General features: G+C 64.9%; 20 protein-coding genes. 5 read left to right on the forward strand and 15 right to left on the reverse strand.

The window, feature by feature from the left end; translation table 11 throughout:
- Positions 1-14 precede the first annotated feature (14 nt).
- The 5 genes from AC07VY_RS16400 to cbiE all read right to left on the reverse strand — a co-directional run bounded on the left by AC07VY_RS16400 (position 15) and on the right by cbiE (position 4,852).
- Complete coding sequence (locus tag AC07VY_RS16400; RefSeq protein ID WP_495098368.1) at positions 15-1,586, reverse strand: Shedu immune nuclease family protein; 1,572 nt, start codon at positions 1,584-1,586, stop codon at positions 15-17.
- A 179-nt stretch (positions 1,587-1,765) separates the two neighbouring features.
- Entirely contained in the window at positions 1,766-2,521 is a 756-nt protein-coding gene (gene cobF, locus AC07VY_RS16405) for a precorrin-6A synthase (deacetylating) (protein ID WP_495098369.1), read from the reverse strand.
- Entirely contained in the window at positions 2,518-3,303 is a 786-nt protein-coding gene (cobM, locus tag AC07VY_RS16410) for a precorrin-4 C(11)-methyltransferase (protein WP_495098370.1), read from the reverse strand. The genes cobF and cobM overlap by 4 nt, the downstream gene beginning before the upstream one ends.
- On the reverse strand, positions 3,300-3,689 hold the full coding sequence (locus AC07VY_RS16415; protein ID WP_495098371.1) for a cobalamin biosynthesis protein: 390 nt from the start codon (positions 3,687-3,689) through the stop codon (positions 3,300-3,302). The genes cobM and AC07VY_RS16415 overlap by 4 nt, the downstream gene beginning before the upstream one ends.
- Complete coding sequence (gene cbiE / locus AC07VY_RS16420) at positions 3,671-4,852, reverse strand: precorrin-6y C5,15-methyltransferase (decarboxylating) subunit CbiE (RefSeq protein WP_495098372.1); 1,182 nt, start codon at positions 4,850-4,852, stop codon at positions 3,671-3,673. Before cbiE ends, AC07VY_RS16415 begins: the two co-directional genes overlap by 19 nt.
- On the opposite strand from cbiE, the gene AC07VY_RS16425 reads away from it, so the two are divergent.
- The gene (locus AC07VY_RS16425) at positions 4,851-5,600 is read left to right on the forward strand and encodes a cobalt-precorrin-6A reductase (RefSeq protein WP_495098373.1); all 750 of its coding nucleotides are present in this window, start codon (positions 4,851-4,853) and stop codon (positions 5,598-5,600) included. The genes cbiE and AC07VY_RS16425 overlap by 2 nt on opposite strands.
- Here AC07VY_RS16425 and cobJ read toward each other — a convergent pair.
- The 4 genes from cobJ to cobG are packed head-to-tail and all read right to left on the reverse strand — an operon-like array spanning position 5,576 to position 8,820.
- A complete protein-coding gene (cobJ, locus tag AC07VY_RS16430; protein WP_495098374.1) occupies positions 5,576-6,310 on the reverse strand; it encodes a precorrin-3B C(17)-methyltransferase in 735 nt (244 codons plus the stop codon). The two genes, AC07VY_RS16425 and cobJ, sit on opposite strands and share 25 nt — an antisense overlap.
- Positions 6,307-7,038, reverse strand: coding sequence for a precorrin-2 C(20)-methyltransferase (locus AC07VY_RS16435; protein ID WP_495076062.1), 732 nt, complete (start codon positions 7,036-7,038; stop codon positions 6,307-6,309). The genes cobJ and AC07VY_RS16435 overlap by 4 nt, the downstream gene beginning before the upstream one ends.
- Positions 7,038-7,670: a precorrin-8X methylmutase gene (locus tag AC07VY_RS16440; RefSeq protein WP_495098375.1), complete on the reverse strand. Its 633-nt coding sequence runs from the start codon at positions 7,668-7,670 to the stop codon at positions 7,038-7,040. The genes AC07VY_RS16435 and AC07VY_RS16440 overlap by 1 nt, the downstream gene beginning before the upstream one ends.
- Positions 7,654-8,820, reverse strand: coding sequence for a precorrin-3B synthase (cobG, locus tag AC07VY_RS16445; RefSeq protein WP_495119492.1), 1,167 nt, complete (start codon positions 8,818-8,820; stop codon positions 7,654-7,656). The genes AC07VY_RS16440 and cobG overlap by 17 nt, the downstream gene beginning before the upstream one ends.
- A 436-nt stretch (positions 8,821-9,256) precedes the next feature.
- Here cobG and AC07VY_RS16450 point away from each other — a divergent pair, with 436 nt between their 5' ends.
- Positions 9,257-9,955 (forward strand): DUF2076 family protein, encoded by a 699-nt coding sequence (locus tag AC07VY_RS16450; RefSeq protein ID WP_495076059.1) that lies wholly within the window; start codon positions 9,257-9,259, stop codon positions 9,953-9,955.
- A 24-nt stretch (positions 9,956-9,979) separates the two neighbouring features.
- Here the strand turns inward: AC07VY_RS16450 and AC07VY_RS16455 are convergent, their stop codons facing one another.
- The 6 genes from AC07VY_RS16455 to AC07VY_RS16480 all read right to left on the reverse strand — a co-directional run bounded on the left by AC07VY_RS16455 (position 9,980) and on the right by AC07VY_RS16480 (position 17,303).
- Positions 9,980-10,438 carry a CreA family protein gene (locus AC07VY_RS16455; RefSeq protein WP_495098454.1) on the reverse strand — a complete coding sequence of 153 codons (459 nt, stop codon included), beginning with the start codon at positions 10,436-10,438 and terminating at the stop codon, positions 9,980-9,982.
- 8 nt (positions 10,439-10,446) lie between these two features.
- On the reverse strand, positions 10,447-10,710 hold the full coding sequence (minE, locus tag AC07VY_RS16460; RefSeq protein WP_076197818.1) for a cell division topological specificity factor MinE: 264 nt from the start codon (positions 10,708-10,710) through the stop codon (positions 10,447-10,449).
- A 3-nt stretch (positions 10,711-10,713) separates the two neighbouring features.
- Positions 10,714-11,529, reverse strand: coding sequence for a septum site-determining protein MinD (gene minD / locus AC07VY_RS16465; protein WP_495076058.1), 816 nt, complete (start codon positions 11,527-11,529; stop codon positions 10,714-10,716).
- A gap of 30 nt (positions 11,530-11,559) precedes the next feature.
- The gene (minC, locus tag AC07VY_RS16470) at positions 11,560-12,294 is read right to left on the reverse strand and encodes a septum site-determining protein MinC (protein WP_495098377.1); all 735 of its coding nucleotides are present in this window, start codon (positions 12,292-12,294) and stop codon (positions 11,560-11,562) included.
- A 201-nt stretch (positions 12,295-12,495) separates the two neighbouring features.
- A complete protein-coding gene (cphA, locus tag AC07VY_RS16475) occupies positions 12,496-15,063 on the reverse strand; it encodes a cyanophycin synthetase (protein ID WP_495076056.1) in 2,568 nt (855 codons plus the stop codon).
- Positions 15,063-17,303 (reverse strand): cyanophycin synthetase, encoded by a 2,241-nt coding sequence (locus AC07VY_RS16480; RefSeq protein WP_495098378.1) that lies wholly within the window; start codon positions 17,301-17,303, stop codon positions 15,063-15,065. The genes cphA and AC07VY_RS16480 overlap by 1 nt, the downstream gene beginning before the upstream one ends.
- Before the next feature lie 160 nt (positions 17,304-17,463).
- On the opposite strand from AC07VY_RS16480, the gene AC07VY_RS16485 reads away from it, so the two are divergent.
- The 3 genes from AC07VY_RS16485 to AC07VY_RS16495 all read left to right on the forward strand — a co-directional run bounded on the left by AC07VY_RS16485 (position 17,464) and on the right by AC07VY_RS16495 (position 21,080).
- On the forward strand, positions 17,464-19,758 hold the full coding sequence (locus AC07VY_RS16485) for a cyanophycin metabolism-associated ABC transporter (RefSeq protein WP_495098379.1): 2,295 nt from the start codon (positions 17,464-17,466) through the stop codon (positions 19,756-19,758).
- Positions 19,755-20,234, forward strand: a complete 480-nt coding sequence (locus AC07VY_RS16490) for a cyanophycin metabolism-associated DUF1854 family protein (protein WP_495098380.1) — start codon at positions 19,755-19,757, stop codon at positions 20,232-20,234. The genes AC07VY_RS16485 and AC07VY_RS16490 overlap by 4 nt, the downstream gene beginning before the upstream one ends.
- A 144-nt stretch (positions 20,235-20,378) precedes the next feature.
- Positions 20,379-21,080, forward strand: a complete 702-nt coding sequence (locus tag AC07VY_RS16495; protein ID WP_495098381.1) for a hypothetical protein — start codon at positions 20,379-20,381, stop codon at positions 21,078-21,080.
- The last annotated feature ends 8 nt before the right edge of the window (positions 21,081-21,088 follow it).

Raw genomic sequence — 21,088 nt, forward strand, 5'->3', positions numbered from 1 at the left:
CGCGTGATTGCCGGTCAAAAGAGATCGCTGTTGTCTATTGGCGGAGCGGGTGCCGGCGCAGGCCCAGGCGTGCCCGCGGTCATCAGCCGCAGAATCTCGCGCAGCTTGTCCAGGAGCTCGTCAAACGTGATCACCACCACGTCCCTAGACGAATGGCGGAACAGGTCAAGCGAGCGCTTTTCTTGGATGGTGGCCGGCGCCGTGCCGGCAATCACGATGCAGTGGACTGCTGAAACATGCGTGTCTCTAAGCGCGGGGTCGTGGGACTTGGCTGCGAAGTTGTTCAAGAGTTGGAAGCGCTGGTCGAGCACTTGCGCCATCGCGCTGGTCAGGTCCTTGTGGGGCGCGTGCAGGTCGCCGCGAAACGTCTTGGCCTCTATTAGCTTGGTCGAGGGGCGCTTGATCTCGATGAGGGCGAGACTGCCGGTGAAGCGCTGCGCAAACAGGAAGTCCACGATGCTCTCGCCAGCGCCGCGCAGCATCGTGCCGCCGACATGAGCCTGGTCTTGGATCATGATGACCGGGTGCGGGAAGGCCAAGCCCAAGACGAAGGGGTTGGCCTTGAAGAAGGCTTGCCACTTCGGCTCAGGCAGGTTCTTGCTGAGCATGTCTTCGATCTTGGCAATCAGCTCTTTCAGCGTGACCTGCTCGATCACCGCCTTGAGCTCCACCAACTGCGAGGGCTGCTCGGCTGCGAGCTTGTCGGCGTCATCGCGAATGACAGTTGCCGCCGCGAGACGGTCGTCGGCGCTGCGGTTCTGAGCGCGCCCGCCCAGCTTGACCAACTCGTAGATTTCTCCAGGCTTCACGTTGGGGAAGCGGCGCTCGAATTGGACGGGATCGGCGACGTGCAACAACTCATTGAATGCGAGCAACTGACGTTCGCGCAGCGACCGCGCGCGCGCGCGCGTAGTGATCGAGTCGATGGCTCGCTTGATTGTCGAAAATCGGTCAATGCCCAGCCTAAATTTTGGCAGCTCCGCCAACGCGCCGCTGCCTGGTTCGATCACCAATTCGGTGATGCCGTGCATTTCGAGGATCGCGTGCGGGATCAATCGGTATTCCCACTTGAAGCCGAGCCCATATTTGGCGTGGCGGCCAAAGCCAGTGGGCAGGCTCTCGAGCATGGTGTCGAAGTCCCTGATGTCCTCCGGCAGCCACCAGGGCTCATCCTTATCGGCCAGGATGGCAATTGTGGTCAGCTCGCCATACTTCGGGGTCAGGAATGCGGGGCGATATGAGGCCGAAACCAACGGGAACATGGTGAGCGCGCGCTCGGTCACGCGGGCGAGAAGAACCATCTGCTGAGTCTTTCCCATCCCGCCTTCTGGATCGGCCTCGCCATGGGCATAGACCTCAGCGCAGTCATCGCCGTCATGGGTGGACTTTTTCAACGACACCCGCATCGCCTCGGCGTCGGGGTTGGCGCCAGGCTCGAGGCCATCGCCGGGATTGCCTTCATGCGCCGGCTCATCCTGATCGGCAAAGAAGTCGTCGTTGATGTCATCCGGTTTGCCGGCTTCGCCTTCGTTCCTCTGCGTCATTGATTGCCCCTCGCTGGATTGGAAATAGGTCTTTGCCTGCATTTTCCCAGCAACCGGCATGGGTCCAGTCACGGCGACCTAGTACCCCGTAGAGAGGCTCTTCGGGCCATGGTTCTTTGGCCACACCGAACGACCGCTTGACACCCGACAGCGTGAGCACGCGTGCGCGCGGCCACCGGCAGCAACCGCTGCTTTGCAGACCAAGTGATGTGTCAGGCCCGCTACCCTCGCCGCATCAGATACGTATCCATGATCCACCCATGCGCCGCCCGCGCCGCCTGGCGCTCCGCCTGAACCCTTTCGCTCACCTCTGCCAGTGGCCCTGCAATGCAAATCTGCTGAGCCATACCCAGGTAGGCACCCCACCAGATGGTGATGCCCTCGGGCGGCAGGTGTTGAAAAGAGCAGTTGCCGTCCAGCATTACGGCCACGGTGTCGGCGCTTTCGGGCCAGCCGTGGTCGCGCAGTTGGCGGCCTGTGGTGATGGTGACGGGGGCGTTGATGTCGTTCAGTGCGATGGCGTGCGCGGCGGTTAGGGCTTGCAGCGCGGTGATGCCGGGCACCACAGACACTTTTAATGGCAGCTGCAAAGCCAGGCGTTCGGCGATGCGCAACGTGCTGTCGTAGAGCGAGGGGTCGCCCCACACCAGCAGGGCTATGCGCCCGCCTGCTGGTAGATGGGCGCGCATTTTTTGGAGCCATACGTTGGCAATGGCGTCGTGCCAGCGATTGACGGCGCCGGGGTAGTCGGGGTCATTGACGTCGCGTACCGGCATGTCGAACTGCACCACTTGGGTGGCGGGGTTGGTCACCAGCTCCTGGCACAGCTGTAGGCGCAGCTCGGCCAGGTCGGCTTTGCCTTCGCCTTTGTGGGGCACCAGGATGAGGTCGGCGGCGTTCAACGCTTTTACGCCTTGGCGGGTGACGTGGTCGGGGTTGCCGGTGCCTATGCCGACCAGGCAGAGATCGATGTTCATTCCGTGCCTGCCGGGAAGCGTGGCGCGGTGCCCAGCGGGCGGTAGCGGCGGTCGTAGTCGCCTGCGTAGAGGCGGCTGTGGTCAAAGCTTTCTGCACCCAGGGTGTGCCCGACCAGGATCAAGGCTGTGCGCTCCATGCCTTCGCCCATCGCGGCTTCAATGGTGGACAGTGTGGCGCGCACCACGCGCTCGTCCGGCCAGCTGGCGCGCCAGACCACGGCGACCGGGCAGTCTGCGCCGTAGTGCGGCACCAGCTCGGCCACCACGCGGGGCAGTACGTGGATGGACAGGTGGATCGCCAGCACGGCTTGGGTGGCGGCGAAGTTGGCCAGCGACTCGGTGCTGGGCATGGCCGATGCGCGGCCAGAGGTGCGCGTGAGCACCACAGACTGGCTCAGGCCGGGCAAGGTTAATTCAGCCTCCAGCGTGGCGGCGGCGGCGGCGAACGAGGGCACGCCGGGCGTCACGGTGTAGGGGATGCCGAGTGCGCGCAGGCCGCGTAATTGCTCGCCCATGGCCGACCAGACCGACAGGTCGCCCGAGTGCAGGCGGGCCACGTCTTGGCCGGCGGCATGGGCGGTGCTGATTTCGGCCAGGATCTGCTCCAGCGACAGCGGGGCGGTGTTGACGATGCGGGCGCCGGGTGGGCAGTGGGCCAGCACGCCTTCGGGCACCAGGGAGCCGGCATACAGGCAGACGGGGCTGGCGGCGATCAGGTCGCGGCCGCGCAGGGTCAAGAGGTCGGGGGCGCCGGGGCCGGCGCCGATGAAGTGGACAGTCATAGCCGGGTATTTTCCGCGATGGCTGCGGTGGCCATGCGGTCGGTGGATACACCCCGGGCCGTGACTAGTTGCGCGCCTATGCCGGCTGCGGCCAGTGCTGCCGCTTCGGCCAAGCTGTGGCCGCCGTAGCGGGCGGGGGCATGGGGGCTGGCGTTGGCGGCTTGCTGCTGCAGCGTGGCCAGTGGCACTGCCAGTACGGGTAGCCCCAGTTCCGCAGCCAGCTGCCGCAGGGCGGGGGCATGGGCCTTGTCTTCGGCCGTGGCCAGCGCGCTGATGCCATGGGCACCAGCGGCCTGCAAGGCGCTGCGCAGTGATGCCACTGTGGCCTGGGCGCGAAAGCCCAGGCCAGCGATTTTTACCACCGTATTCAGAGCGTTATGCTCCACTGCACTACCGGGCGGGCGGGTTGCCAGCCACGCATGCTGCCCAGCGGTGCCGATGCGGCCAGTTCGATGCGTAGCAAATCGCCGCCGTGCTGCAAGTGCAGCTGGGTCAACGCGGATTCGGTTTCCAGCGTGACCGCATTCACCACCAACCTACAGCCAGAGGGAGCCAGGGATTGCAAAACCGTGAACAGTGCCAGATTGAAACCACCGCCGACGAAGATCGCCTGCGGTGGCGCCAGACTGGCCAGCGCCTCGGGCGCCAGGCCTTCGACTACGTGCAGAGTGCCGGCCAGGCCATAGCGGTCCACATTGGTTCGGATATTGGTCACGCGCGCGGCATGTTGCTCGACGGCGCTGGCGCGGCCACCCGCCAGACACCATTCCACCGAGACGGAGCCCGAGCCCGCGCCTATGTCCCACAGGTGTTCGCCGGGGCGGGGCGCCAGGGCGGCCAGCGTCAGCGCGCGCATGGGGGACTTGGTGATCTGGCCGTCGTGGGCAAATTCTGTGTCCGGCAGGCCGGCGCTGCGTGGCAGGCCCAGCGCGCCTGCCACCTCGATGGCAAGCGCCACGGGGGCGGCAACATCCAGCAGATCAAAACCGGTGGCCGTGCTGTGGCGTATGCGTTCACGCGGGCCGCCCAGGGCTTCCAGCACGCACAGCGCAGAGGCGCCAAAACCTTGCTGGTCCAGCCAGGCGCTGAAGTCGCGCACGGCCGTGCCGTCGCGCAACAGGCACAGCAGGCGTGCGCCGCGCTGCAGGCTGGGGCGGATGCTGGCAAATGGGGTGGCGTGCAGGCCGTGGCAAGCCACTTCTTCCAGTCGCCAGCCCAGGCGTGCAGCCGCCAGCGAGAACGTGGAGGGCGCGGGGTAGGCAGTCCACTCCGCTGCATCCAGTTGCGCTGCCAGGCTACCGCCGGCACCAAACCAGAACGGGTCGCCCGAGGCCAGCACAGCCACACGTTGGCCGCGCAGTGCCAGCACCGGGGCCACGTCGAAGGGCACGGGCCATGGCTGGCCGCGCGGCCCGGCATCGGCCAGCGCCAGGTGGCGCGGTCCGCCAAAAATGACTTCGGCAGCATCCAGTGCTGCGCGGCTGGCATCACTCAGGCCAGCCAGCCCGTCTTCGCCTAAACCTATGATGGAAAGCCAGGGATCAACCATGCTACGCATCCTCGTATTGGGGGGAACCACAGAAGCCAGCCAGCTGGCCTGCGCCCTGGCTGCGGCCGGTATGGACGCAGTGTTTTCGTACGCCGGCCGCACCGAAGCGCCCGTTGCACAGCCACTGCCTATGCGGGTTGGCGGCTTTGGCGGTGTCGCGGGTTTGCAAACCTGGCTGCAGGCACAGGGTATCAGCCATGTGGTGGATGCCACCCATCCGTTCGCGGCACAGATGAGCGGCAATGCGATTGCGGCCTGTGGCGCTTTGGGTATTCCGTTGCTGGCCCTGGAGCGCCCGGCCTGGGTGGCTCAGGCTGGTGACCAGTGGCAGCATGTGCCCGATATCGAAGCTGCCGTTGCCGCATTGCCCCAGGCGCCGGCCCGGGTGTTTTTGGCGATTGGCCGGCAAAACCTGGCCGCGTTTGCGGTGCGTCCGCAGCACCATTACCTGTTGCGTCTGGTTGATAACGTGCCGGACCTGCCCTTGCCCCAGGCCGAGGTGGTGCTGGCGCGCGGCCCATTCACGGTGGACGGCGATCGTGCTTTGATACAGGCCCATGGCATCAGCCATGTGGTGGCCAAGAACGCCGGTGGCAGCGGCGCAGAGGCCAAACTGGTTGCTGCGCGAGCGCTGGGCATACCGGTAATCTTGGTAGACCGCCCCTACATTCCTGCCCGCGCCACTGTCGCCACGGTGGCCGAGGTGATGGACTGGATCGCAGCTCATCCTGCGGTTCGTGGCGTGTAGACGAAGCGCCCCACGCGGCGCGTGGCGGCATTGCCGACCAGCACCACGGTGCGCATATCGGCCATCTCGGGCGTGGCCTCGGCCAGTGTGACGGTAAGGATCTGTTCCTGCGGCGTAGACACGGCGCGTGCAAAGGTGATCAGCCTGCCAGGCCCGCAGGTCTCGCGCAGTACGGCCAGGATGCGGCCAAAGGTGTCGGGTCGGCTGGCCGAGCGCGGGTTGTAAAACGCCATCGCAAAATCTGCCCCGGCGGCGGCGCGCACGCGAGTTTCGATCAGGCTAGCGGGTTTCAGGTTGTCGCTGAGGTTGATGGCGCAGAAGTCGTGGCCCAGCGGCGCACCGGCGCGGGCTGCGGCGGCCAGCATGGCGGTGATGCCGGGCAGCACGCGGATGTCCAGCTGCTGCCATGCAGGCTGGTTTTCCAGGGCTTCGAACACCGCCGAGGCCATCGCAAACACCCCCGGATCGCCGGAAGAAACCACCACCACCTGGCGCCCTTCGGCGGCCATGGCCAGCGCGGCAGCGGCCCGGTCCAGCTCCACCCGGTTGTCGGAAGGGTGCAGCGTCAGGCCGGCGCGCGGCGCAATGCGGGCGACGTAGGGGATGTAGCCGACCACGTCGGTGGCGGCATCAATCGCGGCGGTGACTTCGGGTGTGACCAGATGCGGGTCGCCCGGGCCAAGACCCGCAATGCACAGCCAGCCGCTCATTCCAGTACCTCGGGGCGGCGCCCATGGCCGTGCACCAGTACGATGGCGAAGTAGGGGCAGTCGGTGCCGTCCACTTCGATTAGTGGCACAACGCGCTCGCCCGGCATGGTGCCGCGTTCGACCAGCCAGGCCTGGTCCAGTCGACCGGCGGCAGCCAGCGCGTTGCGCACGCGTGGCAGGTTGCGGCCGGTCTTCATGATGACCAGCGCGTCGGCGGATTGCATATGGCGCAGCAGCTCGGCCTCGGGCAGCGTGCCCATGAGCACGGTCAAGACGTCGTCACCCCAGGTAATCGGTGTGCCGGTGGCCCACCAGCAGCCCACCATGCCCGGAATGCCGGGTATCACTTCCACGGCGGCGCGGCCCTGTAGCCGGGTGAACAAGTGCATGAACGAGCCGTAAAAGAAGGGGTCACCCTCGCACAGCACCAGCACGTCTTCGGTTTGCGCCAGCACTGCCAGGCGGGCGGCCCAGTCATCGTAGAAGCCGGCCAGGCAGGCGATGTATTCGGGGCTGTCGAAGGGCAGCTCGGTGGTCACCGGGTATTCCATTGCGTATTCGGTCACCCCTGGTGCCAGCATGCCTTCGACGATGCGCCGAGCTTGGCCGGGGCGGCCTTTCTTGCGGAAGTAGGCGACATGGCCGGCGGCGCGGATCGCGCGGTCGGCACGCACGCTCATCAAATCGGGATCGCCGGGGCCCAGCCCGGCGCAAAGGATGCGGCCCATCAGATTTCTCTCCGGCTGGCCAATGCATTGACTGCGGCGACGGTGATGGCCGAGCCACCCAGGCGGCCCTGCACTACCAGTGACGGCGCCGGCAAGTCGGCCATCAGCGCGGCCTTGGATTCCGCCGCACCGACAAAGCCCACTGGGCAACCGATGATGGCGGCTGGACGTGGGCAGGCCGGGTCTTGCAGCATGTTTAGCAGGTGAAATAGCGCGGTGGGCGCATTCCCTATGGCCACCACGGCGCCGGCCAGGTGCGGCCGCCACAGCTCCAGCGCGGCGGCGCTGCGGGTGGTCGATAGGGTCTGGGCCAGCTCGCGCACAGCGGGGTCGTTTAGTGTGCAGATGACCTGGTTGTTGGCGGGCAGACGGCTGCGGGTAATGCCCTCGCTGACCATGCGCACATCGCACAGGATGGGGGCACCGGCCTCCAGCGCGCTGCGAGTGGCTTCGGCCATGCCTTCGGAAAAGCGCACATGGGCTTCCAGGCCGACCATGCCGGTAGCGTGGACCATGCGGACGACGGCCAGCTCTTCGATGGGGTTGAAGCGGGCCAGATCGGCCTCGGCCCGGATGATGGCGAAGGACTGGCGGTAAATGGCTACGCCATCGGTTTCAAATGCGTGGCGCATGGAATGTGGGGAACAAGTAAGAAGCAATGGATTCGGTAGACAAGGCCTGTACATCGGGGGAGGCAGATGCCGTGCCGTTACGGATCAGGTCAAAGCCCGCCGGTGTTGCCACCAGTGTCAGCGCGGCGCGCGGGTGGGCGCAGCCCTTGCTGCAGCCGGAGACATGCAACAGTTGGCCGGCGGGCATCTGGGGGGCCAGCGCACGGGCCAGGGGCCGTGTGGCGGCTAGGGCCTGCAGACAGCCAGGTGCGCCGGTGCATGCGACCACGCGCAGGCGCGGATCGTCGGCCTGGGTGATCAGGCCGGCCAGGTCGGGCGCCTGGGTGGCTCCTTCGACCAGGAGCATGTGCCAGGGCGTCATGCGCAGCGGGCCCAGATCGGCCAGGGCGGCGAGTGTGGCTGCGGCGAGCTGGCCGAATTCGGCTCCGGCCAGCCAGCCTGCTGCGACTCCGCCTGGCTGGGGTTGGGTGGCCGCAGCCGGGGTCGCCATTGGCGTTTGAAATTGCGCTGGGAGGGCCTGCGGCGCCAGCGCCGCCATCCGGCTGCGCCCCGGTGTTGCGCCGCGCTGGGCCAGAAACCAGCGGGCCAGCTCTATCGCGGCGGGCACGGTTTCGTTCGTCGACACTTCGGCCACGGTCGCATAGCCATCGGCACGCACGGTGTAACCCAAGGCGTTGCGTTCGATGCGGATGTCGGCCGAGGTGCTGCCCAGTATGGCCCGTGGGCCTGTATCTACCGCAAAGCCGAACTTGCCTGGCAAGTCGGGCGCGTCCGGTGCGGCCAGGGCCTGGGCCAGGGTGTTGGCGATCTGCAGGGTGCCGTCGCCCGGCGTCCAGAACGGCGTGACGACGATGTTCCGCCGGGCTTCGGCTTCCGGGCTGGCATCTAGCAGGTCCAGATCCCGCAGCGCCTGGATCAGCCCGGGGTGCGATGCGGGCGCAACGCCACGCAGCTGCAGATTGGCCCGGCTGGTCAGGTCGAGCAGGCCGTTGCCATGGCTGTTGGATAGCGCGGCAATCCCGGTTGCCTGTGCCTGCGTGAGCCGCCCAGCCTGCGGGCGTACACGCACCACCAGCCCGTCGCCCGACAGCATGGGGCGCAGCGCACCGGGGCACCAGCCTTTGATGTGGGGCGTGTTGACGGGGGGCATGGTGGTGGCGACGGTTGCGGCGGTTCGCATCCCAGGGCGGTGGACGTGTTGGAGTTGTTTTTGATGCGGGGTAGGGCCGCCGGGGACGTCGCGCCAGAGCCTCGGCCTTTAGGCAAACGGCATGGCGCGGAACAGCTTGGAAATCCCTACGGCAATGCCCCAAGTATCGCATTACGGGTGCCGTGTCCCCAGCGCCTTGCACAGGCACCTCGGCAGCCTGGAGCTGTGGACGGCAGTTTTGAAGGAAATAGGGGGCTGGCGCACATGGAATCTGCGCAAGCAGCTATGGAAAATATAGCTGCACATAAAACCTAATTCCGTTTGTATGCAAAATTACCGGATCTTTACGTTTGCTTCACCACCTGGCATGTATAGGTATTGAATTTGTGGATCACAGTGCGTATCTATTAAGTACTACTACCTGGACGAGGTTTTTATGAACTTCCAAGAACGCGAACAACTGACCCAGTTCCTGCAGCAGCTGGCTCTGGCCAAGGGCGGCCCCAAAGACCCCGAAGCCCATGCGCTGATTGAAAGCACGGTGGCCTGCCAGCCGGATGCCACGTATTTACTGGTCCAGCGCAGCTTGCTGCAGGACCAGGCACTGCAAGCGGCCCAGGCGCAGATCGCCAGCCTGCAGGCCGAATTGCAACGCAGCAAGGCACCGGCTTCGGCAAGCGGTAGCTTTCTGGACAGCACGGCATGGGGTCGCAATCCTGCTTCGTCGGCGTATGCGCAGTCGCCTGTGGCGCCGCCTGCATCGGCGCTCCCACCTGCCTATTCGCCCGCACCTGCACCTGTTGCACCTGTGGCGGCTGCGCCTTCACGCTTCCAGGCGCCCAGCTTTTTGACCAGCATGGCGACCACGGCGGCTGGAGTGGCAGCCGGTGCCTTTTTGTTCCAGGGCATTGAGAACCTGATGGGCCACCACAACAATGCGTCGGCATCGACCTTTGGCCTGACTGAGCTGGTGCCCGCCTTCCCATCGCTGGACAGCAATTTCCTGGGCCAGAGCGATAGCAGCCTGGCCAGGGATGCCGGGGCTTTTGCGGTGGATACGCCGTCCAGCATGGACAGCTCGGGTAACGACGAGGTGTTTGATCTCGGCGATATGGGTGGCAACGACTGGGCCTGAGCGGCCCTAGAGTCTGTTCACCATCTATTTGAGCGGAATCACCGTGCCACGCTCTACCGGCACGGCGGTGACGGCATTTTGCGGCGAACCGTCGATCAGCTTGTCTGAATAGGTCAGGTAGATCAGCGCGTTGCGCTGTTTGTCCACGATCCGCACGATGCGCAGCTTCTTGAACAGGATGGACAGGCGTTCGTTGAACACCTCATCCTGCTGGGGCAGTGGTTTGCTGAAGCTGATGGGGCCAACCTGGCGGCAGGCAATGGATGCCTCGGCCTTGTCTTCGGCCAGGCCCAGCGCGCCCTTGATGCCACCGGTCTTGGCACGCGATACATAGCAGGTCACGCCTTGCACCTGCGGGTCGTCATAGGCTTCGACCACGATCTTGTGGTCCGGGCCTATCCACTGGAAGGCCGTGTCTACCGCGCCAATTTGTTCAGCATGTAGGCTGCTTGCGCAGGCGACAGTAATACCTGCGGCAGCCATCCACGCTTTCATCGAAGGGCCTCTGGCAGTTCGATCTTCACTTCCAACACTTCCAGGTTGTCCTGGCGTTCCAGGTGGACCTTGATGTCGTCAGCGTTGATGGACACGTATTTGCTGATCACGGCCACCAGTTCGCGCTGCAGTGCGGGCAGGTAGTCAGGACGGCTGGCGCCGCGGCCGCTGCGCTCGTGCGCCAGAATGATCTGCAGCCGCTCTTTGGCGACCGTGGCGGTCTTTTTCTTTTCCCCCAGCAGGAAAGACAGGAAAGACATGGCTTATTTCCCCCCGAACAGGCGCTTGAAAAACCCGGGTTTCACGGCTTCCACAAAACGCATGGGTTTTTCTTCGCCCAGGAAGCGTGCCACCACGTCCTTATACGCCTCGGACACATCGCTGTCTGCCAGATGGATGGCCGGCAGGCCCTGGTTCGATGCCTGCAGCACGGTTTCCGACTCGGGGATCACGCCCATCAGCGGAATGCGCAGGATGTCCTGAATGTCTTCCAGCGACAGCATGTGGCCGTCTTCCACGCGGGTGGGGTTGTAGCGGGTGATGACCAGGTGTTCCTTGACGGGGGCTTTGCCTTCTATGGCGCGCTTGGTCTTGGAGCCCAGCATGCCCAGGATGCGGTCGGAGTCGCGTACGGACGAGACTTCGGGGTTGGTCACCACCAGGGCTTCATCGGCAAAGTGCATGGCCATCAGCGCACCGGTTTCGATGCCGGCGGGTGAGTCGCAGACGATGTACTCAAAGCCCATGTCGCCCAGATCCTTCAGCACGCGCTCCACGCCGTCCTGCGTGAGGGCGTCCTTGTCGCGGGTTTGCGAGGCGGCCAGCACGAACAGGTTGTCGCACTGCTTGTCCTTGATCAGCGCCTGGTTCAGATTCGCTTCGTTGTGGATCACGTTGATCAGGTCGTACACCACACGGCGTTCGCAACCCATGATCAGGTCCAGGTTGCGCAGACCGACGTCAAAGTCGATCACCGCCGTCTTGTGGCCGCGCAGAGCGAGGCCGGATGCGAAGCTGGCGCTGGTGGTGGTTTTGCCAACGCCACCTTTGCCGGATGTCACCACAATGATCTTGGTCATGGGATGCGGGTCTTTCTGGGTTGAGAGTGTTTAAAGAAGAGGTTCCATCACCAGCTTTTCGCCTACCAGGCGAATCTGGGCCGCCTTGCCCAGCACATCGGCGGGCAGCGGGATTTCGGAGGTGCGGTAGGTGCCGGCAATCGACACCAGCTGGGCTTCCAGGCAGGTGCTGAAAATGCGTGCATCGGTATTGCCCTTGGCGCCGGCAATCGCGCGACCACGCAGCGGGGCGTACACATGCACATTGCCGTCGGCCAGCACTTCGGCACCAAAGCTCACCACGGCCAGCACCACCAGGTCGCCGCCCCGGGCGTAAACCTGCTGGCCGGATCGCAAAGGCTTGTCGATGATCAGCGTGCCGGGCGCCACAGCGGGGGCAATTGCTTCGGGTGCCACGGGCGCAGGGGCGGGAGCCGGCAGCGGCTGTGCGTGGGTAATGTCGGGTGCTTCCACCAGGCCTACGGCCACGGCTGCGGCGCGTTGTTCCGGGCTGCCACCGTGCACGGCAATGGCATGCATGCGGTAGCTGTGCAGCAGCACGCACAGTTGTTTGAAGTCTATGGGCAGGGCTTCTTCCTCGACCTGCGCCAGGTTGACGACTACCGGGTCCTGGTCAAAGAAGTCGGGCGTGTCGCCATAGCGCGCTTCCAGCTCTTGCCCCAGGATGTTGAGGTTGGCGGTCTTGAGCACCAGCGCCATCAAGGGCAGCGTAGCGCTTTTCAGGTCAAAGCAGGCACGGGAGTGCCCAGCGGGGACAGACGACATGGGAGGGGAGGGGGCGAAAAGGCGCGATTTTACAGTCCAGCCGGGCGGCAGCCGCGCTGACTACACCCTGTTGCGAATCTGGTCCCAGCCCGATCTGCCCGAACGAAAGCGGTTGCTATATTTTTAGTAGCTGCTGGCGCAGGTGTATTCTGCGCCAGCGCCCCATTTCTTTTATGAAACTGGGGCGCTGCCTGGAATGGCTTAGGCGGCGGCGACGCGCTGGGCCAGGTGGGCCAGGGCTTCTTCCACCTGGTCCACCAGGATCAGGCACAAGTCGCCGGGCTGCAGGCGTTCCAGGGCCTTGTCGATGGCGATGAATTCGCCATAGATTTCGTCCACCTGGCGGGTGCGCTGGGCGTTGGCCAGGCCCTCGCGCAGCAGGGCGACGACTTCGCCGTCGGCGCGGCCACGCTGGCATGCGTCTTCAAACAGGATCACGTCGTCAAAAGCGTCGCCCAGGATGATGGTTTGCTCGCGGATGTCTTCGTCGCGCCGGTCGCCAGCGCCGCTGATGACCACCGAGCGGCGCTTGGCCGGCATGGCGTCCACGGCGGCGACCAGGGCGCGCATGGCGTCCGGGTTGTGGCCGTAGTCGGCAATGATGGTGGCGCCACGGTAGTCCATGACGTTGAAACGGCCAGGCGCGTTGTCGGCGTCATTGGCAAAGCTGGACAGGCCACGGCGAATCGTGTCCCAGTTCAGGCCCACGCCCCAGGCGGCAGCCACGGCGGCCATGGCGTTGTCCACCTGGAAGCCAATGGTGCCGGCACGGGTCAACGGCACATCGCGCAAGGCGATCTGTTCGCGCCAGGAACCCACGGCCGCCACGATGTGGTCGCCATCCACATACACCGTGCGCCGGCCTTGGGCCCGGTGTGTGGCCATCACCGGGTGGTGGCGGTCGGCGGTGAAGAAGATCACGTTGCCGGGGCAGGAGGCACCCATGGCCGCGACGATGGGGTCGGCGGCGTTCAGCACGGCATAGCCGGTGGCCTGCACGTTTTGCACGATCACGCGCTTGAGCACGGCCAGGTCTTCCACCGTGGTGATGTAGTTCAGGCCCAGGTGGTCGCCGGCGCCGATATTGGTCACCACGGCGACCTGGCAGCGGTCGAAACCCAGGCCCTCGCGCAGCAGGCCGCCGCGCGCGGTTTCGAACACGGCCGCATCCACGTCGGGATGCATCAGCACATTGCGCGCGCTTTTCGGGCCCGAGCAGTCGCCGCTGTCGATCTGGCGGCCGTTGACGTACACGCCGTCGGTATTCGTCATACCTACGCGCATGCCGCTGCTGGTGAACAGATGGGCGATCAGGCGGGCGGTGGTGGTTTTGCCGTTGGTGCCGGTGACGGCGACCACCGGGATACGGCCGTCTTCGCCGGGCGCATACAGGTTGCTGACCATGGCTTCGCCCACATTGCGGCCCTTGCCGAAGGAGGGCGAGATGTGCATGCGCAGGCCGGGCGCGGCGTTCACTTCCACGATACCGCCGTGCTGGTCTTCCAGCGGCTTGAGCATGCTTTCGCAGACCACGTCCACGCCGCAGATGTGCAAGCCAATCATTTGCGCGGCGGCCACGGCCTGGGCCGCGACGGCGGGGTGCACGTCGTCGGTCACATCGGTGGCGGTGCCGCCGGTGCTCAGGTTGGCGTTGTTGCGCAGAATGATGCGCCGACCTTTTTCGGCAATCGATTCTGGCTGCAGGCCTTGCAAGGCCAGGCGGGCGATGGCGATGTCGTCAAAGCGGATCTTGGTCAACGAGGTGGCATGGCCTTCGCCGCGCTTGGGGTCGGAGTTGACGATGTCCACCAGCTCGCGCACGGTGTGCACGCCGTCGCCCAGCACCTGGGGCGGGTCGCGGCGGGCTGCAGCCACCAGTTTGTTGCCCACCACCAGCAGGCGGAAGTCGCTGCCGGGCAGGAATTTTTCCACCATGACTTCGCCAATCTCGGCGGCGGCGGCATAGGCCACTTCCAGGTGCGGGCGGTCCACGATGTTCACGGTGACGCCCTTGCCCTGGTTGCCGTCTTGCGGCTTGACCACGACGGGCAGGCCGATTTCCTGGGCGACTTGCCAGGCTTCATCCAAGCTATTGACGGGGCGACCCAGAGGCACGGGTACGCCGGCGGCGTGCAGCAGTTTTTTGGTCAGGTCTTTGTCTTGGGCAATCGCCTCGGAGACAGCGCTGGTGGCGTCGAACTCAGCCGCCTGGATGCGGCGTTGGCGCGAGCCCCAGCCAAATTGCACCATGCTGCCCTTGGTCAGGCGGCGGTAGGGAATGCCGCGGGCTACGGCCGCGTCCACGATGGCGCCGGTGCTGGGGCCCAGGCGTTCATCTTCATCGGTTTCGCGCAGCTGGGCGATGGCGCTGTCCACGTCGAATGTGGTGTTGCTCAGGGCGGCCTGGATCAACGCCTGGGCGAGTTCGAGTGCCTGGCGGCCAACAGCCTCTTCGCTGTATTCCACGATGACCTGGTAGGTGCCCGCTTGCGGTGTGGAGGCCGTGCGGCTGAAGGTCACAGGGCAGCCGGCCTGGGCTTGCAGGGCCAGGGTGGCGGCTTCCAGCACATGGGCCAGGGATACCGAGGCGTGTTCGCGGTTGGGGCGCAGCGGGCCTATGGCGGGGAACAGTGCGCGTACGGTGGCCTCGAAGCCGGGCAACTGGCCGATGGCACGTTCGTTTTCCACGCACGAAACCACGGCTTCGACGGCGGTGTGGCGGCTCCAGAGATTGGGGCCACGCAGGGCCCGAATGCGTGAGACTTCCATCAGTCGGTCTTTCTATCTTCTTGTTCGGTACGGTAGGGCGCTGCTGTGGGCACGGCGGGGAGTACGGTGCGCGCGGTAGGCAGGTCCAGCTCAAAGGTCTTCAGGCCGGCGACGATCAGGTCGGGCGAGATGTCCATGGCCCAGGCGGCGGCAATCGCGGCCAGGATGGGTTCCAGCGGCACCTCGCGCTGCCAGACGGCAGACAGGATGTCCAGGCTCACCAATGGTGCTTCGGAGCTGCCGGTGGCCAGCATGATGTAGCCCTTGTTGACCACCACGGCACGGCCTTCGGTGGCGCGGTGGGCCACGGTGGCTTCCAACTGCGGGTCCAGGCCATACAGGATGGAGCTGCCGTCACAGAGTTCGGCCATCTGGGCCACGCGCGCGTTGGCCGCATTCAGCACGGCCACGCCTTCGGGCAAGACTACGTCTACCTGGGTACGCAGCACTTTGTAGAGCTGGTCTTCCTCGGTGATGTCGAATTCAGCCAGCTTGTCTGCGCCGCCCATGTCGGTGACGATGCCCACGGCACAGCGGTCGTAGGCCAGGCCGTCGCGCAGGATGCTGGCCGCGCCGTTTTCAATCACCGCGGCTTCCATGGAGCGGTTGATCAGCAGGCGGTGCGACGGAGCCCAGTGGGCGCAATCGGTGGATTCAATGCGGCGGGTGTCCAGGAACAGGCCGTCGCGGCAGGCCAGGCCCACGCGCAGGCCGCTCAAGTGCAGCAGCCAGGCGACCAGGCGCGAAATGGTGTGTGTGGCCTGGGTGCCGGCTACGCCAACCACCGGGATGCGGCCGGTTTCATGCTCGGAGAACAGGTGGTCCACGATGGCTCGACCCACGGGGCGGGGGGCGCCCTCGGCCGGTTTCAGGTGCATCAGCAGGCCGGGGCCGGCATTCACTTCGACGATGGCGCCGCCTTGGGCGCTCAGCGGCTTGGAGATGTCCTCGGCCACCACGTCCACACCAGCAATGTCCAGGCCCACGATACGAGCCGCCAGCGAAACGATGTGGTCCACCTCGGGGTGCATCTGGTCGGTGCAGTCGATCGCCACGTTGCCGTTGCGCTGGATCAGCACCTGGCGGCCAGCGGCGGGTACCGAGTCGGGCGTCAGGCCCTGGCGCTGCAGGTCCAGCAGCACGGCTTCGTCGCCACGGGTGTCGATCAGGCCCAATGGTGCGTCTTCGTGGGTGCCCCGGCGCGGGTCGGTGTTGATATGGGTATCAACCAGCTCCACCACGGTGGAATGGCCGTTGCCGGTGACCCAGGCCACTGAGCCGCGTGCGGCGGCGACCACGCGGCCACCGACCACCAGCAGGCGGTGCTCGTTGCCGCGCACAAAGCGCTCCACCAGCACCTCGCTGCCGTGCTTTTCGGCCACCAGGTAGGCGGCTTCGATGTCGGCCTGGTTGCTCAGGTCCAGGGTGACGCCGCGGCCATGGTTGCCGTCGGATGGTTTCACCACCACGGGCAGTCCGATGTCTTGCGCGGCTTCCCAGGCGGCGGCCGGGCTGTCCACGGCCACTCCCTCGGGCACGGGCACACCGCAGGACTGCAGCAGGGTCTTGGTCAGGTCTTTGTCATGCGCGATGCCTTCGGCGATGGCGCTGGTGAACTCGGTCTCTGCCGTCCAGATGCGGCGTTGGCGGGCACCATGGCCGAGTTGCACCAGGTTGCCGTCGTTCAGGCGGATGTGCGGAATGCCCCGGTCGGTGGCGGCGGCCACGATGCAGGCGGTGCTGGGGCCCAGGTAGCAGTCATCCACCTCGGCGCGCACGGCGGCCACGGCGGCGGCTACGTCAAACGGAACATCGTTGATGGCCGACATCAGCAGCCGGTGGCCTTGGGCCAGGGCGGTACGGGCAACCTGCTCGTCACGCGCCCGGAACACCATGCGGTAGACGCCGCGCTGGGAGGTGCTGCGGGTTTGGCCAAAACCGGTGGGCATGCCCGCCAGGTTCAGCAGCTCGATCACTGCGTGCTCCAGGATATGGCCGGCCCAGGTGCCTTCCACCAGACGTTGCAGGAAGCCACCGCGTTCGCCAACGCCGCAGTGGTGTTCCACCAGGGCGGGCAGCATGGCGACCAGGCGGTCGGTAAAACCTGGCAGGAGATTGGAGGGGTAGTCTTCGAGTTCCCCCAGGTCTAGCCAGACTTCGAGAGCCGGTCGGTAGGTCCAGATGTTGGGGCCGCGCAGGTAGTTGATGCGCAGAAGTTGGATATCGTCCTTGGGGCTCATGTTCTTCGGGGGTGTTGTGGCCGGGCACCCCGGCTGCGGGTGGCTATTGTGCACTTTGCTATATGGTAGTGAGAAATGAAGGCGCCATCGGCGAGAATCTGAGGCCCCGCTGAGGCGCTGGCCCATCTGGCACCAAGTATGAGATCGCGGGGTCAAAAAAATGCAAGAACACCATACAGTCGATATTTCCCTTGGGCTGCAAAAGCAGCTCCTTGCCCACGAGAACGTCGTAGCCAGCCTGTCCGTTGACCTGGATACCCAGCTGCGTTTTGTGCCCGGCCTGCTGGCCTTGACCAACCAGCGCCTGCTGGCCTGCCAGGATGGCGTGTGGACCAACTGGCCGCTGGCTTCAGATCTGGCCCTGCGCCATTTCGACCATGCTGGCGTGGGTACGCTGGAGTTGCACAACAGCCACACCCGTTTGGCCAGCTGGCGCTACACCCTGGCTGCCGATCCGCAGGCGCTGCGCCTGCTCAAGCTGTTCGAGCAACGCTTGGTACCAATCGACCCACTGGCGGTGGCCGACGACCCTGGCCTGTGCCCCACCTGCCATTCCCCGTTGCCGCCCGATAGCGACGAGTGCAGCGTCTGCCAGCGCGAGCTGCATACGCCGCCGTCCACCTGGGTGCTGCTGCGCCTGTGGCGCTTTGCCAAGCCTTACCGCAAGCAGCTGGCGGCGGGCTTCGGTCTGACGCTGGCGTCCACCGCAGCGTCCATGATCCCGCCCTACCTGGCGATACCCTTGATGGACGAGATACTGATCCCGTTCCAGAACGGCCAGACCATCGAACCGCATAAGGTGGTGGTGTACCTGGGCGGGCTGCTGGGTGCCGCCTTGCTGGGCTGGGGGCTGAACTGGGCGCGTACCTATATCTTGTCGCTGGTGTCGGAGCGCATTGGCGCCGACCTGCGTACCGCCACCTTCGACCACCTGCTGCAGCTGTCGCTGGACTACTTTGGTGGCAAACGCACTGGCGACCTGATGTCGCGCATCGGCTCGGAAACCGACCGCATCTGCGTCTTTTTGTCGTTACATGCGCTGGATTTCGCCACCGACGTGCTGATGATTTCCATGACGGCGGTGATCCTGTTCTACCAAAACCCGCTGCTGGCGCTGGTGACACTGATTCCCTTGCCCTTCATCGCATGGATGATCCATATCGTGCGTGACAGGCTGCGCACCGGTTTCGAGAAGATCGACCGGGTCTGGTCTGAAGTAACCAATGTCCTGGCTGATACCATCCCCGGCATCCGCGTGGTCAAGGCATTCGCCCAGGAAAAGCGCGAAGCCCAGCGTTTCCGCTCGGCCAACAAACACAACCTGGAAGCCAATGACAGGTTGAACAAGGTCTGGTCGCTGTTTTCGCCCACAGTGTCGCTGTTGACCGAGGTCGGCCTGCTGGTGGTCTGGGCCTTCGGTATCTGGCTGGTTTCCAAGCAGCAGATCACCGTGGGTGTGTTGACCGCGTTCGTGGCCTATATCGGCCGCTTCTACACCCGGCTGGACTCGATGAGCCGCATTGTGTCGGTCACGCAGAAGGCGGCGGCTGGCGCCAAGCGCATTTTTGACATCCTGGACCATGTATCGAATGTGCCGGAACCCACCCAACCCGTGGTGGTCGGCTCGGGCATGCCCGGCGCGGTGCAGGTGCGCGGCCAGATCGAGATGAAAGGCATTGGCTTCCGCTACGGCAACCGCTCGGTCATCCGTGACATGGATCTGGTGATACGCCCGGGTGAAATGATCGGCCTGGTGGGCCACAGCGGCTCGGGTAAGAGCACCCTGGTGAACCTGATCTGCCGCTTTTACGATGTCACAGACGGCTCTATCCAGGTGGACGGTACCGATATCCGCCGTTTTGCCGTGGCCGACTACCGCCGCCACATCGGCCTGGTGCTGCAAGAGCCCTTTCTGTTCTTCGGCACGATTGCCGAGAACATCGCCTACGGCCGGCCAGACGCCAGCCGCACCGAGATCGTGGCGGCCGCGCGCGCCGCGCATGCGCACGAGTTCATCCTGCGCCTGCCCCAGGGCTATGACTCGCTGGTGGGCGAGCGTGGCCAGGGCCTGTCGGGCGGGGAGCGCCAGCGCATTTCCATCGCCCGGGCCTTGCTGATCGACCCGCGCATCCTGATCCTGGACGAGGCCACCTCATCGGTGGATACCGAGACCGAGAACGAGATCCAGAAGGCGCTGGACAACCTGGTGCAGGGCCGCACCACCATCGCCATCGCCCACCGTTTGTCCACCTTGCGCAAGGCAGACCGCCTGGTGGTGATGGACCGCGGTCGGGTGGTCGAGGTCGGCCCGCACGAGGAATTGATGGAGCGCCAGGGGGCGTACTGGCGCCTCTACCAGGCCCAGTTGCGCCGCACTGAAGCCGAAGACGAGGGTTTAAGTTTGTCCGCCTCCATGCCGATAGCCCATTCGGCCCACCCTGCAGGTAATCCATGATGGCTGTGTTGACCCCTGATTTCCAACTGGAACGTGACGCTTTTGGGCGTCTGGTGCTGGTGCTTGCCAGCGGTGAGCGCCACGAGGGCGTGCTGCCGGTACGGGCATTTCCCATTACGTCGCCTGAAGAGGGCTTGTCCCTGGTTGGCACCGAAGGCCGCGAGCTGGTGTGGGTAGCGCAAACCAGCAGCCTGCCGCCAGCGGTGTGGGCGCTGTTGTCTGAAGAATTGGCCAACCGCGAGTTTGTGCCCGAGATCCGGCGGCTAAAGACCGTGTCCACCTTTTCCACCCCCAGCGTGTGGACGGTGGAGACCGATCGGGGCGACACCGAGTTCGTGCTCAAGACCGAGGAAGACATCCGCCGTCTGGGCCGGACCGGCCTGCTGATCGCTGGCGGGGCGGGCGTGCAGTTCCGCGTGCGCGACATACTGTCCCTGGACCGCGCCTCGCGCCGCCTGCTGGAGCGCTTCCTTTGAAAACTTGAGGGCCGGGAAAATGTTTCTTTGTAAAGATTTTTATCTTTTTTAAGAAATAGCCCTAAATAAGCCTCCATTTCTGCCGTTAACCAAGATACGTGGTGTGGAAAAAGTATTCCATCGCCCTCTAACCTGGTGAACGCTATGCAACTGCCCTCTGTTGAACGAACCGCTAGCTGGCCGTCGACTGCCGCCGGTACGCATTCGGGCATCGGTGCGGCGGCCCCCAAGGCCGAGTCCGCATTGATTCAGGAAGCGACCGCCAAGGTAGAGGCGGCGTCCAAGCCCGAACCTTCCACGAAAGTGGATATCTCCACCACCCAGCAAGAGATTGCCGCGCTAGAGGCTGCGGCACGCTTGCGAGCGTCCATCCAGCCGGCGGCCAAGGAAAAAGCCGACGAAGCCGGTGGCATCAAAGCAGTGGCCGGTGTAGCCAGTACCGCGGCCAGCGTGGCAACTGCGGCGGCCTCGGCAGCCGCTGTCGAGACCAAGAAGACACAAGACCCGGTTCAAAGCGCAGCACCCGAAGATACCGCCAAGACCGCCAAACTTGTCGATGCCGGCAAGGAGCCAGGCCCGAACCAGCCCACGACGACTGAAAACGAGCCGTCCAAAGACTGGACCACCACGCCCCAGGCCTCCGATAAAAAGGTGGAAAACCCGCCGCCCGAACCCCTGTCAAAGAAGTTGCTGGACTTTTTGCAGGCCCTGTGGCGCGCCGGTGGCAATGCGGTGGACGTGACCAACCAGGCGACCAACCAGGTTTTGAATTCTGAAAAGCAATCTGAAGGTCCGCTGACTTATTCCGACCCCACCATCGTGAAAAAGACCAGCAGCAGCGTTTAAACCGCCAA

Source organism: Rhodoferax sp. GW821-FHT02C08, assembly GCF_059421805.1.